Source organism: Arthrobacter sp. SLBN-53, assembly GCF_006715585.1.
In the GTDB taxonomy this organism is placed as follows: Bacteria; Actinomycetota; Actinomycetes; order Mycobacteriales; family Mycobacteriaceae; genus Mycobacterium; species Mycobacterium neoaurum_A.
The window spans coordinates 1,056,835-1,072,798 of sequence record NZ_VFNN01000001.1 but is presented as its reverse complement, the minus strand read 5'-3'; the positions used below and the strand labels follow the sequence as shown (position 1 = coordinate 1,072,798).

Below are 15,964 nucleotides of genomic sequence, written 5' to 3'. Positions count from 1 at the left end.
TTCCTCTGTTCTCGTCGGGTCAGCGGGTGAGTGCTCAGCGGGTGAGTGCTTTGACAACACGGTCGCCGGTGAACTGGACCAACTGGATGGTGATGATCAGTGCGATCACGGTGGCGATCATGATGTTGTCGTCGAACCTGTTGTAGCCGTAGGTGATTGCGAGATGTCCGACGCCGCCGGCGCCGATGGATCCGGCGATCGCCGAGTACTCGATCATCGCGATGGTGTTGACGGTCAGGGCACCGGCCAGCGCGGGGAGCGCCTCGGAAAGCTGCACGGACCGGATCACCTGGACGTGCGAGCCGCCCGAGACCAGTCCCATATCGGCGACATCGGTGCGGACCTCGCGCAACGCGTTCTGGACGAGGCGGGCGAAGAAGGGTATGCCGGCCACCGTCATCGGCACGATCGCGGCGGCGATGCCGATGGTGGTGCCGACGATGAATCGGGTGATCGGGATGATCGCGGCCATCAGGATCAGGAACGGCAGCGATCGACCGATGTTCACGATCATGTTCAACGCGTTGAATACTCGCGGGTCCGGGAACAGCCCGAACGATGACGTGTTGTGTAGCACGATGCCCACCGGTGTGCCGATCAACACCACGAGCGTCATCGTCACCCCGACCATCACCCAGGTTTCGCCGTAGGCGGGCAGCAACAGATCGGGGACCCGTGCCCATGGGGTGCTGAAGTCTTCGGCGGCGAGCAGGATCATGCGGCTTCCTCGCCGCCGACGGTGTCGACGGCACGCACGTGCAGGCCGCGGTCACGCAGGTGATCGGCGAAACCGGCTGGTGCGCCGGGGGAGATGGCCAGCACGGCGCGGCCCACTGCGACGCCGCGGATCGCCTCCACGCTGGCGCTGAGCACGTGGACCTGTGTGCTGGTCAGTCCCGGGGTGGATCGGATGGAGGTCAGCCAATCCAGCGGGACATCGCGGGAGGCGTACGAGATCTCCCACACGTCACCGGGTGCGCGCAGGGGTGCACTGGGACGGTCGGGCAACAGCTCATGTGCCAGAGCAGAATTCGGATCGAGGATGATGTCTTCGACCGAGCCACTCTCGATGATGCGACCGTTGTCGATACGGGCCACCGAATCGGCGATCTCGCGAACCACCTCCATCTCGTGGGTGATCAGGATGATCGACAGGCCGAACTCATCGCGCAGTTCGGCGAGCAATCCAAGGATCGACTGGGTCGTGGCCGGGTCCAGCCCGGACGTTGCCTCGTCGGAGAGCAGGTTGGACGGCCCGAGCGCGAGTGCGCGGGCAATACCGACCCGCTGCTTCTGGCCCCCCGAGAGCTGGGCCGGGTAGAACTCACGGCGGTCGCTCAACCCGACCCGGTCCAGTAGCTCGTCGACACGTTTGTTCACCGAGCCGTCGGTGGCGTGCAGGTATTGCAATGGCAGCGCGACGTTCTGGGCCACAGTGCGGCGGCGCAGCAGAGGAGCGGTCTGGAAGATCACGCCGACGCTGCGGCGGGCGGCCAGTAGCTGGGCACGGTCGAGGCGGGTGAAGTCCTTACCGTCGACGCGCACGGTGCCACTGGTGGGCCGCTCCAGGAAGCTCACGCAGCGCGACAACGTGCTCTTTCCGGCGCCGCTTGGTCCGACGACGGCCAGGATCTCACCGCTACCGACCGACAGGGAGATATCGTCGAGGACGGTGCGGTCGCCGAACCTCTTGGTCAGATTCTCGATCTCGATCACGTTGACTCTCTTGGTTGATCCGCCCCGGGGTCGGACGGCACGGAGCGCTGGCATACCTCTGCGCGAATCCGCTCAAGATACGTACTGGGCCGCCGCCGCGGAACGGTAGCGATCTGGTTGATTCGAACTGCGTCATGATTGTCGAAAGTCTCTGTCGCTGAGTAGATTTGTCGGATGCGAGTTGAGGACTTCCTGTTTTCGGCGAAGCGGATCGTCGGCGAGGGGCCGACGCCGTGACGGTGAAATTCCACTGGTATCTGCCCACGCACGGCGATACCACCACCATCGCCGACAACCGGGGTGATGCGGCGAGCCGTGCGCGCTCGCATCTGCAGCCGACGCTGGAGAATCTGACCGCGCTGGTGCGCACTGCCGAAGATCTGGGGTTCGAGGCCGCCCTCACCCCGACGGGATCCCATTGCGAGGATTCGTGGTTGGCCACCGCGGCATTGGCCCAACACACCGAGCGGCTCACATTCCTGGTGGCGTTCCGGCCCGGCGTGCTCTCACCGACGCTGGCCGTCCAGCAGGTCGGCACCTACCAGCGCTTCACCGGAAACCGGTTGGCCCTCAACATCGTTACCGGTGGAGACGATGCGGAGATGCGCCGCTATGGCGATGCGATCGACAAGTCCGCGCGGTACCGGCGCACCGCCGAGTTCTTGACCGTGGTCCGCGGCGCTTGGAGCAATCCGGAGTTCACCTTCCATGGCGAGTTCTACAACGTGGAGAACGCCAGGACGGCGTACCCGGTCGAGACTGTGCCCACCGTCTACTTCGGCGGTTCCTCACCCGAGGCGATCGAGGTGGCCGCCGAACACGCCGACGTCTACCTGACATGGGGTGAGCCGCCGGATCAGGTCGCGGAAAAAATCGACCGGGTGCGCGTCGCCGCGGCGCGACACGGACGGGAGGTGAGGTTCGGCCTACGCCTGCACACCGTCGCGCGGCCCACCGAGGAGCAGGCCTGGCAACGTGCCGACGAGCTCATCGCGGGCCTGGATCCCGACGCCGTGCGCCGTGCCCACGATCGCTACCTGTCCAGCGGCTCGGAGGGGCAGCGCCGGATGGCGGCGTTGACCACCGGCCAACTGACCGATGCGCGCAGCCTGGAGGTCCATCCCGGGCTGTGGGCCGGACCGAGCCTGTTACGCGACGGGGCCGGTACCGCGGCGATCGGCAGCTACGAGCAGGTCGCCGCGGTGTTCGCCGAGTACGCGGGGCTGGGCATCAGCGAATTCGTGCTCTCGGGCTACCCGCAGGCCGACGAGATCGGCCATGTCGGCCACGGCGTGCTGCCGCTGGTGCGCGCGGGCCTGCCGGTCTGAGTCAGGACGCCTTCGCGGCGGCGAAAATCAGGTCCACGAGAACTCGGCGCGCAACCGGGTCGCGACCAGTTCGAACTTCTCGCGTTCCAGGATTGCGCCCTCGCGCCGAATCCCGTCTTCGGGCACGTCGAGCACCCGGTCCAGCCGCACCCAGCTGGGCCGGCCTTCGTAGTCCCAGCTGCCGGTGCCGATGCCGACCCAGTCACCGTCGGTGGCGTGCCGGTCCTGGCTGGACAGCATGAGTCCCAGCAGCACGCGCTGGTCGCGTCCGACGACGAGGACCGGGCGATCCTTACCGCGGGTGGGGTCGTCTTCGTAGACCACCCAGGTCCACACGATCTCGCCCGGGTCGGCCCGGCCGTCCAGGTCGGGGGAGTACTCGATGCGCCTGGCCCGGTGCGCGGTCGGGACGCTAGCGCTGGTCACCGGGCGTCCGGCGGTGATCGCCGTCGGTGGGCGCTGGACGGCCTGCGCGCCGGCCAGCGCGTCCAGCCCGATTTTCAGCCCCTGTTGCAGGACCCGTTCGGGCTTGGGCAGCTGCCGGATGAGCTTGGGTGCTTCGTTGAAGACAAGGTGCTCCGCGAAGCGTTGGAAGGTCTTCCACTGCGACGCCATGTGACGAGCATAGGTCGCGATTGTGAGGCGACGGCCTGCTGTCGATACGCTGGACTCGACTATCGCGCCTCGACCAGGAGATTCCCATCAGTAGTTTCGCCGACAAGACGTTCACTGCGCCGGCGCAGATCAGGAACTTCTGCATCATCGCCCATATCGACCACGGTAAATCGACCCTGGCCGACCGGATGCTCGGCATCACCGGCGTCGTCGCGGACCGCGACATGCGGGCCCAGTACCTCGACCGGATGGACATCGAACGCGAGCGCGGGATCACCATCAAGGCCCAGAACGTGCGGCTGCCGTGGACGGTCACCGGCGAGGACGGCACCGAAGAGAATTACGTCCTGCATCTGATCGACACCCCCGGCCACGTCGACTTCACCTACGAGGTCTCGCGCGCCCTGGAGGCCTGCGAGGGGGCGGTCCTGCTGGTCGACGCCGCGCAGGGCATCGAGGCGCAGACGCTGGCCAACCTCTACCTGGCGCTGGACCGGGACCTCACCATCATCCCGGTACTCAACAAGATCGACCTGCCCGCTGCCGATCCGGACCGATACGCCGGGGAGATCGCGCACATCATCGGCTGTGAGCCCGAGGACGTGCTGCGGGTGTCCGGCAAGACCGGTGTCGGCGTGCGCGAGCTGCTCGACGAGGTCGTCCGGCTGATCCCGGCTCCGGTCGGGGATGCCGACGCCCCCGCGCGGGCCATGATCTTCGACTCGGTCTACGACATCTACCGCGGTGTGGTCACCTACGTGCGCGTCGTGGACGGCAAGCTCAATCCCCGCGAAAAGATCAAGATGATGTCCACCGGCGCGACGCACGAGTTGCTCGAGGTCGGCATCGTCTCACCCGAACCGAAGGCCTCCGACGGCCTCGGGGTCGGCGAGGTCGGCTATCTCATCACCGGTGTGAAGGATGTCCGTCAGTCAAAGGTCGGCGACACCGTCACCACCGCCCGCCAGGGCGCCACCGAGGCGCTCACCGGCTACCGCGAACCGCGGCCGATGGTGTACTCGGGCCTGTACCCGGTGGACGGCTCGGACTATCCGGTGCTGCGTGAGGCGCTGGACAAACTGCAGCTCAACGATGCCGCGCTGACCTATGAGCCCGAGACATCGGTGGCGCTGGGCTTCGGCTTCCGGTGCGGATTCCTCGGCCTGCTGCACATGGAGATCACTCGCGAGCGCCTGGAGCGCGAGTTCAATCTCGACCTGATCTCGACCGCCCCCAACGTGGTCTACCGGGTGGTCAAGGAAGACAACACCGAAATGATCGTGACCAACCCGTCGGACTGGCCCGAGGGCAAGGTTCGCGCCGTCTTCGAACCGGTGGTCAAGACGACGGTCATCGCGCCCAGCGAGTTCATCGGCACCATCATGGAGCTGTGCCAGACCCGCCGCGGTGAGCTCGGCGGGATGGATTACCTGTCCCCGGAGCGCGTCGAGCTGCGCTACACGATGCCGCTGGGCGAGATCATCTTCGACTTCTTCGATTCGTTGAAGTCCCGCACCCGCGGTTACGCCAGCCTGGACTACGAGGAGGCCGGCGAGCAGGAGGCCGACCTGGTGAAGGTCGACATCCTGCTGCAGGGCGAGGCCGTCGACGCGTTCAGCGCCATCGTGCACAAGGACGGCGCCGCGGCCTACGGCAACAAGATGACGACCAAGCTCAAGGAACTCATCCCGCGCCAGCAGTTCGAGGTGCCGATCCAGGCCGCGATCGGCTCGCGGATCATTGCCCGCGAGAACATCCGGGCCATCCGCAAGGACGTGTTGTCCAAGTGCTATGGCGGTGACATCACCCGCAAGCGCAAACTGCTGGAGAAGCAGAAGGAGGGCAAGAAGCGGATGAAGACCATCGGCCGCGTCGATGTCCCGCAGGAGGCCTTTGTCGCGGCGTTGTCCACCGAGGCCGTCTCGGACAAAGCCAAGAAGTGACTCGCAGGCGCGTCATCGGTCACAATGACGCGGTGAACACAGCAGCCTCGTCACGCGTGCGATACGCCCGCCATGCCGTTCTGGCCGCTGCCGTCGGCTGCGCGCTGGTGACCGGCTGCACCAGCACCGTGAGCGGTCAGGCGGTCCGCGACCCGAACGCCGTGCCCGCCGATATGCCACTGCTTCGCGAGCGCCAGCTTGATGATGTGTTGCTGCCCATCGGCGAGATCAACTCCATCATGGGCTCGGACACCATGGAGGTGACCGGTGAGCTCGACCAGATGGTCGACCATTCGCGCGATGTGTCCAATCCCGAATGCCTCGGTGCGATCTTCGGTGCCGAGCAGCCGGTCTACGGCGACAGCGGTTACACGGCGGTGCGCGATCAGGTCTCGCGCGAACCCGATGAGGACAATGCGCACTGGGTCGAGCAGACCGCGGTGCTCTATCCCTCGGCCGACGACGCAAAGCAGTTCTTCGACGACTCCCAGTCGATGTGGAAGAAGTGCGCGGGCTCCTCGATCGACATCGATGACGGTACCGACAGCTACACCTGGCAGATCCAGGATCTGACCGATGGGGGCACCGTGCTCACCCAGGTGACGGCCCAGGAGAACGCCGACGGTTGGGAATGCCAGCACGCGTTGTCCTTCGCGTCAAACCTCACCGTCGAGGCCTGGGCTTGTAGTTACGGCGCGGGCGACGAAGCGGCGGAGATCACCGCGAAGATGTTGGAGAACGCGGCAAAGTAGGCGCCTGCACCTCGTCCTAGGGTGTGTGGTGTGAGCGCTGAGGACCGTGCCCGCTGGGACGCGATGTACGTCGAGGGTGCCGACATGCCCGTGGCCGCGTTACCCGCTGTGTTCGGCGGTGTCGCGGATCTGTTCCCGCGTACCGGTGCAGCTCTCGACATTGCCTGCGGCACAGGCGGTGTAGCGGTGTGGTTGGCGCAGCGTGGGCTGCGGGTGCAGGCCGTCGACGTCTCCGCGGTCGCCATTGTCCGGGCGCGTCGGTTCGCCGAACAGTCCGCTGTCCCGGTCACCTTCGACGTGGCCGATCTCGATGCAGGTCTGCCGTCGGGAGAACCGGTCGATGTGCTGCTGTGCAACAAGTTTCGTAATACCGCCTTGTACGGATCGATGACTGCGCGGCTGAAGCCGGGCGGGCTGTTGGCAATCTGCGTGCTCAGTGAGGTCGGCGCCACCCCTGGTCGGTTCAGGGCTGTTGCCGGTGAATTACGTGCTGCTTTCGGTGCTCTCGATGTGATCGCCGATGGTGAGGGCGGGGGACAGGCCTGGCTGGTCGGGCGTCGCTGACGTCCGCGTGTCATACCCCGGTGGCATGATCGAACGTATGAGCGAACGATCGGGTGTGGGGGTCCACCTCGATGCCGCGCGCGATCAGCTACTGGCCGAACGCGCCGCGGTGGCGGCCAAGGTGCTCGCGGCGGGCCGGTTCGCCCTGGCCCGGATGGCCGAGCTCGGGCACGGATTGCAGGATCTGATCGTCGATGACTGGGAACTGGTCGCCGCCGAACTGGGTGCCGAGCTCGGGATCAGCCGGGGCCGGGCCTGCACCCTGATCACCCAGGGCCGTGACCTGCTCACCCGACTCCCGGCCTTCGCCCAGGTGTTCGCCGGCGGCGGGGTGGACCTGCGGGTGCTGCGGGTCATCCTGCACCGCTGTGCGTTGATCACCGACCCCGACATCACCGCCATCATCGACGCCCAGCTCGCCGCGGCCGCCCCGTCGTGGAACGCACTGTCGGATGAACGGATCGCCGAGCTGATCGACTGGATGATCATCGAGATCGACCCCGTCGCGGTCCGCCGCGCCCGCGAGACCCGGCGGCGCCGCCACCTGACCGTGGCACCGGTCGGGGACGGGATGGTCGAAATCCACGGCCTCGTCGACGCCGCCAAAGGGGCGGTCTTCGACCAGAGCGTCGACGCCCTGGCCCGCACCGTGTGCCCGCACGATCCGCGCACCCACACCCAACGCCGCGCCGACGCCCTCGACGCCCTGGCGCTGCGGGCCACCAGTATCGCTTGTGTGTGCGGACGCCAAGACTGCCCGGCAGCAGGCAACGAAGTGGCCACCGGTCAGTTCATTGTTCACGTGCTCACCGAGCAGGGCAGCATCACCGCCGCACAGACCGAACGTCGCGGCCCGGCGCAGGCATTGATCCCCGGGTACGGGCCGATCACCGTCGACCAGCTCGCCGACCTGCTACCGGCGGCCCGGATCCGACCTGTGCCCAAGGCAGAGGATCTGGGTACCGAACCCGGCTATCACCCGTCGCGGGCGTTGGCTGATTTCGTCGGCTGCCGGGACCTGACGTGTCGCTGGCCGGGCTGCACTGTGGTGGCGCGCTGCGATATCGACCACACCACACCCTGGCCGGCCGGGCCGACGCATCCGTCGAACACCAAGCTGTACTGCCGCATCCATCACCTGATCAAGACATTTCACTGTGGGCCCGGCGGCTGGACCGACCAACAACACCCCGACGGCACCCTCACCCTCACCGCCCCCAACGGCCGGGTGTACACCACCAAACCCGACGGCGCGCTGTTCTTCCCGCAGTTCACCGTGGCCACCGCCGACCTCGGCGCCATCGATATCCCACCACCAATGCCGGGCCGAGAACGGGCCGCCCCCAGACGATCCCGCACCCGCGCACAGAACCGGGCCTACCGAATAGCCCACGAACGCGCACACAACCGCACCCACATCGACACCCACCCACCACCCTTTTAGGTGGGACGGCGCGGTTCAGAAGATGAACCCCGCATACGGCGCCTGCGGCACCGCGAACAACTCGTCGGCTGCGGCCGGCGCCATCGGATCGTGCACACCCACCAGGCCCGCCGATGCGAGATCACGCCACGACGTGCCACCGAGCAGTGCCGCCCCGAGGCCGGCAACGTCGACGACGAGCTGCGCGGGGGTGGATGTGGTCTGAACTCCGTCCGCCGAGATCGCATACGTCGCGCAATTGTGGCTCAGCAGCGGATCCTCGATCTGCACGGTCACGCTCCCGGTTCCGGCATAGGTGCGCCGACTCAGCGCCTGCGCCACATCGACCACCCGCAACCAGGTTTCGTCATGCACGCCGGTAACCCGGGCGGCACGTCGGTCGCGCAGCAGCCACGGCAACGGGCTGTCCACGGGGGCCTGGGTGAGCACCAGCCGGTCGACCAGATCCAGATCCAGCAGGAAGCGCAGTAGGCCCACGTAGGCCTGCTCGGTGGGGGCGAACAGATCATCGACGACGACGGTCCGCTGATCGCTGGTGAACCAGGTGTCGGTGCCCACCGGGTGGTAGCGGACGAACCCGGTCTCCTCGCCGGCCGGGCCGTGTACGGCGACGAATCTCGCACCGGAAGTGCCCTCGGCGCGCAGCTGTTGATTGAGCCACCAGTGCGGGTCACGGTCGATCGACCCCGGGCGCTCGCCGCGGTGGGCGGCATAGATCCGGGGCAGCATGTCCCACTCCTGGCCCGGCTCGACCAGCCGCACCGGTCCGCTCGCCGCGACCCCGGGACGCAGCGCGGCCCGAGCGGTACGCACCTCGACGGTGGCGGTCGTGGTCGCAACCGAGTAGCCGAAGCGTTCGTAGATCGTGGCCTCGGATGCCCGCAACGAGGCCACCACCTCACCGCGAGCGGCGATGTCGCGCAATTGATGCCGCAACAGTGCGCTGGCGATACCGCGGCGGGTGTACGACGGTAGGACGCCGACATGGGTGACCGCGGCGTGACCCACCCGCGCACCACCGGGCAGGGTCAGGGTGCCGGTGGTGGAGTCGGCGGTGGCGGCCAGCCTGCCCTCGACGAAGACACCGAGCGTGCGGCCCGGCTCCAACAGCTTTCCGATCAGACCGCGCTGCTGTTCGTTGAGCGGCGGGAAGCCGATCATCGCGGTGCGGAAGATGTTGCCCGCCTCGATCAACTCGTCCTCGGCGGTCAACACCCGGATGTCATGGCTCACCCGTCGATCATCCCAGGTCCGTTCTGCTCGCCGACTGCCTAGGCGGAGCCCTCCGCGATGCGGCGGACCGCATCGATGAACACATCGATCTCGTCGAAGGTGTTGTAGAACGCGAACGACGGACGCACCGTGGCCTCCAGGCCCAGCCGACGCAGGATGGGCTGCGCACAGTGGTGCCCGGCCCGTACCGCGATGCCCTCGGCATTGAGCGCCTTGCCGACGTCCAGGGGCTCGTGACCGGCCAGCACGAACGACAGCACGCTGGCCTTCTCTTCGGCGGTACCGACCAACCGCACCCCGGTGATATCGGCCAGCCGCGGTGTCGCGTAGTCGAGCAGCGCGTGCTCGTAGGCCGCGATCCGCTCGATACCGACCCGTTCCACGTAGCGCAACGCCTCGCCCAGTCCGACGGCGTCAGCGATGTTCCCGGTGCCCGCCTCGAACTTGTTCGGAATGTCTTGGAAGATGGCACGTTCCAAGGTCACGTCGGCGATCATGTTGCCCCCGCCCTGCCAGGGCGGGGTCTCCGCGAGCGCCTCCTCGGTGCCGTACAGCACGCCGATCCCGGTGGGCCCGAAGATCTTGTGCCCGGAGAACACCACGAAGTCCGCCCCGAGCGCCTGCACGTCGATGGGGATGTGCGGGACCGACTGGGCGGCGTCGATGAGCACCCTGGCGCCGTACCGGTGCCCGAGTTCGACGATCGTCTGTACCGGTGTCACGGTGCCCAACGCGTTTGAGACCTGCGTGGCCGCAACCAGTTTGGTTTTCGGTCCGAGCAGCCGCTCGAACTCATCCAGCAGCAGATTGCCCGCATCATCGACCGGCGCGACCTTGAGCACCGCGCCGGTACGCTGTGAAAGCAGCTGCCACGGAACGATATTGGCGTGATGCTCCAGATGTGTGATGACGATCTCGTCACCGGCGCCCAGGTGCTTGCCGCCCCACGAGTGGGCCACCAGGTTGATGGCCTCGGTGGTGCCGCGCACGAATATGATCTGTTCGCTCTTGCCGGCGTTGAGGAAACGTCGCACCGTGTCGCGGGCGTCCTCGTAGGCATCGGTGGCGCGCGCCGCCAACTCGTGTGCCGCCCGATGGATGTTCGAGTTCTCGTGCGCGTAGAAGTACGCCAGCCGGTCGATGACCGCCTGCGGCTTCTGCGTGGTCGCCGCGTTGTCGAACCAGATCAGCGGTTTGCCGTTGACGGTCTCCCGCAGAATCGGGAAGTCGGCCCGGATCGCGGTGACATCGAAGATCTCGTGGTCGTCGCGGATCGCCGGAACAGGCTCGCCGGCAGCGATGTTGGAGCCGGAACGCTGCAGGAAGTAGTAGCTGTCGGCGTCCTGTGACGCCGGCGCCGCACCCGTCCACCCCAGCTGCGGGACGTCCGGCACGGTGCCCGGCCAGGAGGGCGCTGAACCGCGCTGGGGCGCGCGAAGCGACGGGGAAGGGGTCGGAGCGACCGGTGCGGATGGGGGAGCCGCGAGCACACCCGGTGTGGTCGGGACCAGACCGGACGGCACCGCGAACGCGTCGAACCCACCGACCGGCACGACGGGGTTCGCCGCATTGCCGCGCGGCGCCACCGGCGCCACACCGGGCGGGCTCACCTCCGGCCCCGGCGATGTCGTCGCCGGAACGCTGACCTCCGGCACCGACACGAACTCCGCGGGCGTGCCCGGATGCGCGGCGCCGGCGGCGGTGGCGCCCGCCGAGGTCGCGGTGGTGACATCCGGTGCGACTCCACGCGGGGCCACCGCGGTGGTAGCGGGCGGGCTGTCCGGACCGGGCCGCAGGCTCACGGCGAACAACCGGCTTGCCAGCGCCGACAGGTCGGCCTCGCTTATCGGGAGGTCACTTGTACTCATGGAAGTGGTCCACTCCGACGTCCTCCAGGACCGCCAGCGCATCGTCGGTGAGCACCGCCAGCGACGAGTACAGCGTGACCAGGTACGACGCGATCGCCGATCGGTTGATACCGGTGAAGCGCACCGACAACCCCGGGGCCTGCTCGCCGACCAGGCCCGGCTGGAACAAGCCAACCACGCCCTGGCGCTCCTCACCGGTGCGGACCAGGATGAACTTCGTCTTCCCGTCGGTCACCGGCACCTTGTCGCTCGGCACGATCGGGATGCCGCGCCACGTGATGAACTGGGCGCCGAACAGGCTGACCACTGGCGGCGGAACTCCGCGCCGGGTGGCCTCGCGGCCGAACGCGGCGACGCCCAGCGGGTTGGTCAGGAAGAAGGCGGGCGTCTTCCACACCTTCGTGATCAGTGAATCAAGGTCATCCGGGGTGGGGGTGCCGCGCAGGGTCTGAATGGTCTGTTCCGGGGTGACCTGCGACAGCAGGCCGTACTCCGGGTTGTTGACCAGTTCGTACTCCTGGCGTTCCTTGATGGTCTCGATGGTCAGCCGCAACTGCTGGGCGACCTGATCGTGCGGGCTGGAGTACAGGTCGGACACCCGGGTGTGCACGTCGAGCAGGGTCGAGATGGACCGCAGCGTGTACTCACGCGGGCTGGTCTCGTAGTCGACGTAGGTCTCGGGCAAAGGATCGTCGGTGCCGACGCCCTCGTCGGCGTGGATGGCGACCCGGTCGGGGTTGACGACGCGGTTCACGCGATAGATGCCCGCTTCCACTGGCACCCAGGACAGCAGGTGCAGCAGGAAACGCGGCGTGATGGTGGACAGCTGGGGAACGGTCTTCGTGGCGTTGGCAAGTTGCCGCGCGGCGAGATCGCCGAGTGCCTGCGATTCGTTCTGGGCAGACGTCATGGGGTGCTACCTCCGACGGGTTCTGTTGTGATCATGCGGCGGCCACGATACGGCCCGAAAACGAATCCGACAGCCTTGGCGCGCACGGTGAAGTTAACCCACCACTGGCTTTTCCGCCGGTGTGGCGTATGGTTTCAGGCATGTCCCACGACGACTCGCTGCGCACCGCCATGGCGCGCTGTGTCGTCGTGCCGTGTTGTTGTTGTTGATTTTTCTGACGTCGGCCCCCGCGTTCGTGCCCGCCCTCTCTCGGCGGTGTGTGGATTCGCGCAGTTCACAGCCTTCAGAAAGCTCACAGCAATGCCCGCTCTCACTCTGCATCCCGTCGGCACCACACCGGTGTCGGTGCGTCGTACCGTGCGCCGCACCGCCGATATCCCCCGGATGACTCGATACCGCGGCGGCACCTACTCGCCGACCGTGGACACCGTTGTCTTCACCGACGGCAGTGTCGCGCGCACCGACCTGATCCGGCTCAATCCCGGGATCGACGCCTACTCAGTGGATTTCATGGGTGTCGCGCCGACGCGCCCGTCGCGGTACCACCCGGCGAACTGGTCGGCCGTGCGTAATTTCTCGGCGCGCGCCTACGAGGCCGAGGTGGACTGGATCATCAGGAACTCGTTCCCCACGCTGGGCACTGTCGAGCTCAGTCGTCGGGTGTTCGCCGCCGGAAAACTTTGCGCGACAGCGCATCTGGCCGAGCATGAGGCCATCGCGGCCACCCAGGCCGCGATCTGGCATTTCACCAACGGGTTGCGGCTGGACAATCGGCCGCTCAATGTGCCCGTCGCGACGACCGAGACGCCGGGCGCCCTGATCTTCGAGTTCGACGGTGCGCCGCAGCTGTCCGGGTACACCGTGGGCCTGACGGCAGATCGGGCGGTGTCGATGCAACTGCAGAAGTCCGCCGATGGCATCACCTGGCGCGATGTGGCGGCCTCCGGCCTGAACGTGCCCGCCGGTCGCGGCACGCACCGGCGCCGGCTCGGGGTGGGTGCGACCACCTCGGACGCCGTGGCAGGACATGCGCACCAGGGCTACCGGTTCTATCGGTTGCAGGTGGTGACCGAGGCCGGATCGTCGGGCGAATCGGTGACGATCGATGACGTGACCTTCACGCTGCACGGTTCGGGGCACTACCGCAACGCCGACCGTGTCGTCGCGCTCTACGATTACCTGATCGCCGGGGCGGAATCCGCGCGCCGGGCCACGGTGGCGCCGCGGCTGACCGCGGACCGGGTGAAGGTGCGGTCAGATCTTTTGGGGCCGTTCGGATTCCATGCGACCGACGCCGCGGCGCTGAGCTCGTCGGCCGGGGAGATCGTCGACGCCGCCGGAGCGCCGCTCGCGGGCCCGGTGGCACCGGGAACCGATATCTACCTTCGTCGCACCGCGGACGCGACCGTCACGATCACCGCACGTGTGCCCGCCACCGGGGACGGTTTCGGCGGTCGGGTGCTGACCGGTATAGCCTACGAGGACGAACGGCTGACCCCGGTGGCGCTGGCCATCCCCACCCCGACGGTCATCGAGTTCGAGATCACCGTCTCGGCGTGAACGAGCGTGCTACATGGGGGCGTTGGCGGGCTGGAAGGTTCCGGTGCTGTCGGCTTCCTCCTCGGCGCGAATCACATGCACCACCGCGTTGATCAGCGCCAGATGGGTGAACGCCTGCGGGAAGTTGCCGAGGTGCCTGCCCGTGCGGGGTTCGATCTCCTCGGCGTAGAGATGCAGTGAGCTGGCGAAGGACAACAGCCGCTCGCACAATCTCTTCGCCCGGCGCACCTCGCCGATCTCGACCAGCGCGGACACCAGCCAGAACGAACAGATGGTGAAGGTGCCCTCCTCGCCGGACAGCCCGTCATCGGTCTCCTCGGTGCGGTACCGCAGTACCAGTCCGTCCTCGGTGAGCTCCTCGGCGATCGCCATCACGGTGGCCCGGATCCGCGGATCGTCGGGAGGCAGGAAACGGGTCAGCACCGCCAGCAACAGTGAGGCGTCCAGCGCGTCGTCACCGTAGCGCTGGGTGAGCACCCCGCGGGAATCCACACCGTGGGCCAGGATGTCGGCCTTGATCTCCTCGGCGATCTCGCGCCATTGCTGGGCATAGGACTTCTCGCCCTGCAGCTCGGCCAGCTTGGATCCGCGGTCCATGGCAACCCAGCACATGATCTTGCTGGAGGTGAAGTGCTTGGGTTCCCCGCGCACCTCCCAGATCCCGCGGTCGGGTTCCTTCCAGTGTTTGATGGTCTCTTCGACCTGGTTCTTCAGCACCGGCCACAGCGCCTCGGGAATCTGCTCACGCGATTTGGCGTGCAGATACACCGAGTCGAGCATGGTGCCCCAGATGTCGTGCTGCATCTGGTTGTAGGCGCCGTTGCCGATCCGTACCGGCCGGGAATAGTCGTAGCCGGAAAGGTGATTGAGTTCCTCCTCGACCAGGCTGCGCTCCCCGCCGACGCCGTACATCACCTGCAGTGGGTGCCGTTCGCCGTTGGTCGCCCCGGAGACGTCGGCGATGAAGGAGAAGAAATCGTCGGCCTCCCGGTCGAGGCCGAGGGTGTAGAGCCCCCACAGCGCGAATGTCGAGTCCCGGATCCACGAGTAGCGATAGTCCCAGTTCCGTTCGCCCTGAGGGGTTTCCGGCAACGAGGTGGTGCTGGCGGCCAACAGGGCGCCGGTCGGTGAGTAGACAAGGCCTTTCAGGGTCAACGCGCTGCGCTGCAGATAGGCCCGCCACGGGTGGTCGGGGAAGTCGCCGATGTTGATCCACTGCCGCCAGGACTCACTGGTCTTCCACATCTTGTCCGCGGCTTCCTCGAAGTTCTGCGGGGCGGGATGCTTGGACCAGCTCAGCGCGACGAACACCTTGTCACCCTCGGTCAGCCGGGTGCGGGCACGCGCCTCGTGTCCCTCCAGGCCGATGCGCAGGTTCGTCGTCAGCCGCAGGGTCGGATTGGCCTCGGGATCCTTGCTCGCCCGCGCGATCGCCTCACCGTAGGCCGATGAGGAGTACTCCCAGGTGGCCGGGCTGCGCCCGTAGTCGAAGTTGGGCTCGCAGTTCATCACCAGTTCGACGACACCGCTGACGCACCGCACCGTGCGCAGCAGGATGTGCTCGGCATCCCAGTCGGTGGGGGTGCGGCGGTGGGTACGCGACCGGGTCTCGGTGTCATGCCACGGTCCCATCACCAGGGCGTCGCGCACGATCATCCAGCCGGTGTGGGTCTGCCAGGTGGTCTCCATGATGAGGCTGCCCGGCAGATAGCGCCGTGCCGAGGGCACCGAGACGCCGTAGGGGCTCAGCCGGAAGTGGCCTGCGCCACGGTCCAGGATGGCGCCGAACACACTGGGGGAGTCGGGGCGAGGGACGCACAACCATTCCACCGAACCGGCGGAGGACACCAGGCAGGTGTTCTCACAGTCGGAGAGGAAGCCGTAATCCGCGATGGGCGGGAACGGGTTTCGCAGGGCTCCGGTGGCTGCGTAGGCGATGGGAGCCGTCGCCGTGAACGGCGTCGGCATCGAATCGTGCTCGGTGTGTTCCAGAACCATGCCGCCCATCATCGGTCCAGATCGCGCACACGT

The 15,964-nt window shown here is 67.1% G+C and carries 13 protein-coding genes; 6 read left to right on the top strand and 7 right to left on the bottom strand.

The window, feature by feature from the left end:
- Positions 1–34 precede the first annotated feature (34 nt).
- On the bottom strand, positions 35–718 hold the full coding sequence (locus tag FBY28_RS05100) for a methionine ABC transporter permease (protein WP_141864828.1): 684 nt from the start codon (positions 716–718) through the stop codon (positions 35–37).
- Positions 715–1,716, bottom strand: a complete 1,002-nt coding sequence (locus FBY28_RS05095; protein ID WP_141864826.1) for a methionine ABC transporter ATP-binding protein — start codon at positions 1,714–1,716, stop codon at positions 715–717. Before FBY28_RS05095 ends, FBY28_RS05100 begins: the two co-directional genes overlap by 4 nt.
- Before the next feature lie 233 nt (positions 1,717–1,949).
- Between FBY28_RS05095 and FBY28_RS05090 the strand changes: the two genes are divergently transcribed.
- Positions 1,950–3,044, top strand: a complete 1,095-nt coding sequence (locus tag FBY28_RS05090; RefSeq protein WP_141864824.1) for an LLM class flavin-dependent oxidoreductase — start codon at positions 1,950–1,952, stop codon at positions 3,042–3,044.
- Positions 3,045–3,071: 27 nt separating this feature from the next.
- On the opposite strand, the gene FBY28_RS05085 is transcribed toward FBY28_RS05090, so the two are convergent.
- Positions 3,072–3,659: a type II toxin-antitoxin system PemK/MazF family toxin gene (locus FBY28_RS05085; protein WP_141864821.1), complete on the bottom strand. Its 588-nt coding sequence runs from the start codon at positions 3,657–3,659 to the stop codon at positions 3,072–3,074.
- An 86-nt stretch (positions 3,660–3,745) separates the two neighbouring features.
- On the opposite strand from FBY28_RS05085, the gene lepA reads away from it, so the two are divergent.
- Genes lepA through FBY28_RS05065 form a run of 4 tightly spaced genes read left to right on the top strand, consistent with a single transcriptional unit; the run spans position 3,746 to position 8,362 of the window.
- A complete protein-coding gene (lepA, locus tag FBY28_RS05080; protein ID WP_216847999.1) occupies positions 3,746–5,602 on the top strand; it encodes a translation elongation factor 4 in 1,857 nt (618 codons plus the stop codon).
- A 32-nt stretch (positions 5,603–5,634) separates the two neighbouring features.
- Entirely contained in the window at positions 5,635–6,354 is a 720-nt protein-coding gene (locus FBY28_RS05075; RefSeq protein ID WP_141864817.1) for a sensor domain-containing protein, read from the top strand.
- Between the two features lie 30 nt (positions 6,355–6,384).
- A complete protein-coding gene (locus tag FBY28_RS05070; RefSeq protein WP_141864814.1) occupies positions 6,385–6,918 on the top strand; it encodes a class I SAM-dependent methyltransferase in 534 nt (177 codons plus the stop codon).
- A gap of 37 nt (positions 6,919–6,955) precedes the next feature.
- On the top strand, positions 6,956–8,362 hold the full coding sequence (locus FBY28_RS05065) for a DUF222 domain-containing protein (protein WP_141864812.1): 1,407 nt from the start codon (positions 6,956–6,958) through the stop codon (positions 8,360–8,362).
- A gap of 15 nt (positions 8,363–8,377) precedes the next feature.
- Here FBY28_RS05065 and FBY28_RS05060 read toward each other — a convergent pair whose 3' ends face one another.
- Genes FBY28_RS05060 through FBY28_RS05050 form a run of 3 tightly spaced genes read right to left on the bottom strand, consistent with a single transcriptional unit; the run spans position 8,378 to position 12,373 of the window.
- Positions 8,378–9,595, bottom strand: a complete 1,218-nt coding sequence (locus FBY28_RS05060) for a GNAT family N-acetyltransferase (RefSeq protein ID WP_141864810.1) — start codon at positions 9,593–9,595, stop codon at positions 8,378–8,380.
- 38 nt (positions 9,596–9,633) lie between these two features.
- On the bottom strand, positions 9,634–11,463 hold the full coding sequence (locus tag FBY28_RS05055; protein WP_141864807.1) for a family 2A encapsulin nanocompartment cargo protein cysteine desulfurase: 1,830 nt from the start codon (positions 11,461–11,463) through the stop codon (positions 9,634–9,636).
- The gene (locus tag FBY28_RS05050) at positions 11,450–12,373 is read right to left on the bottom strand and encodes a family 2A encapsulin nanocompartment shell protein (RefSeq protein WP_141864805.1); all 924 of its coding nucleotides are present in this window, start codon (positions 12,371–12,373) and stop codon (positions 11,450–11,452) included. Before FBY28_RS05050 ends, FBY28_RS05055 begins: the two co-directional genes overlap by 14 nt.
- 300 nt (positions 12,374–12,673) lie before the next feature.
- Between FBY28_RS05050 and FBY28_RS05045 the strand changes: the two genes are divergently transcribed.
- Positions 12,674–13,933, top strand: coding sequence for a thioester domain-containing protein (locus FBY28_RS05045; RefSeq protein ID WP_141864802.1), 1,260 nt, complete (start codon positions 12,674–12,676; stop codon positions 13,931–13,933).
- A gap of 9 nt (positions 13,934–13,942) precedes the next feature.
- Here FBY28_RS05045 and FBY28_RS05040 read toward each other — a convergent pair whose 3' ends face one another.
- A complete protein-coding gene (locus tag FBY28_RS05040) occupies positions 13,943–15,931 on the bottom strand; it encodes a glycoside hydrolase family 15 protein (RefSeq protein ID WP_286177757.1) in 1,989 nt (662 codons plus the stop codon).
- Positions 15,932–15,964: the final 33 nt, after the last annotated feature.

Bases quoted from the DNA above. Each gene is read 5' to 3' on its own strand.
- FBY28_RS05045 (WP_141864802.1), top strand. From the start codon at position 12,674: ATGCCCGCTCTCACTCTGCATCCCGTCGGCACCACACCGGTGTCGGTG.
- FBY28_RS05040 (WP_286177757.1), bottom strand. From the start codon at position 15,931: ATGGTTCTGGAACACACCGAGCACGATTCGATGCCGACGCCGTTCACG.
- FBY28_RS05065 (WP_141864812.1), top strand. From the start codon at position 6,956: ATGAGCGAACGATCGGGTGTGGGGGTCCACCTCGATGCCGCGCGCGAT.
- FBY28_RS05100 (WP_141864828.1), bottom strand. From the start codon at position 718: ATGATCCTGCTCGCCGCCGAAGACTTCAGCACCCCATGGGCACGGGTC.
- FBY28_RS05050 (WP_141864805.1), bottom strand. From the start codon at position 12,373: ATGACGTCTGCCCAGAACGAATCGCAGGCACTCGGCGATCTCGCCGCG.
- FBY28_RS05085 (WP_141864821.1), bottom strand. From the start codon at position 3,659: ATGGCGTCGCAGTGGAAGACCTTCCAACGCTTCGCGGAGCACCTTGTC.
- FBY28_RS05055 (WP_141864807.1), bottom strand. From the start codon at position 11,463: ATGAGTACAAGTGACCTCCCGATAAGCGAGGCCGACCTGTCGGCGCTG.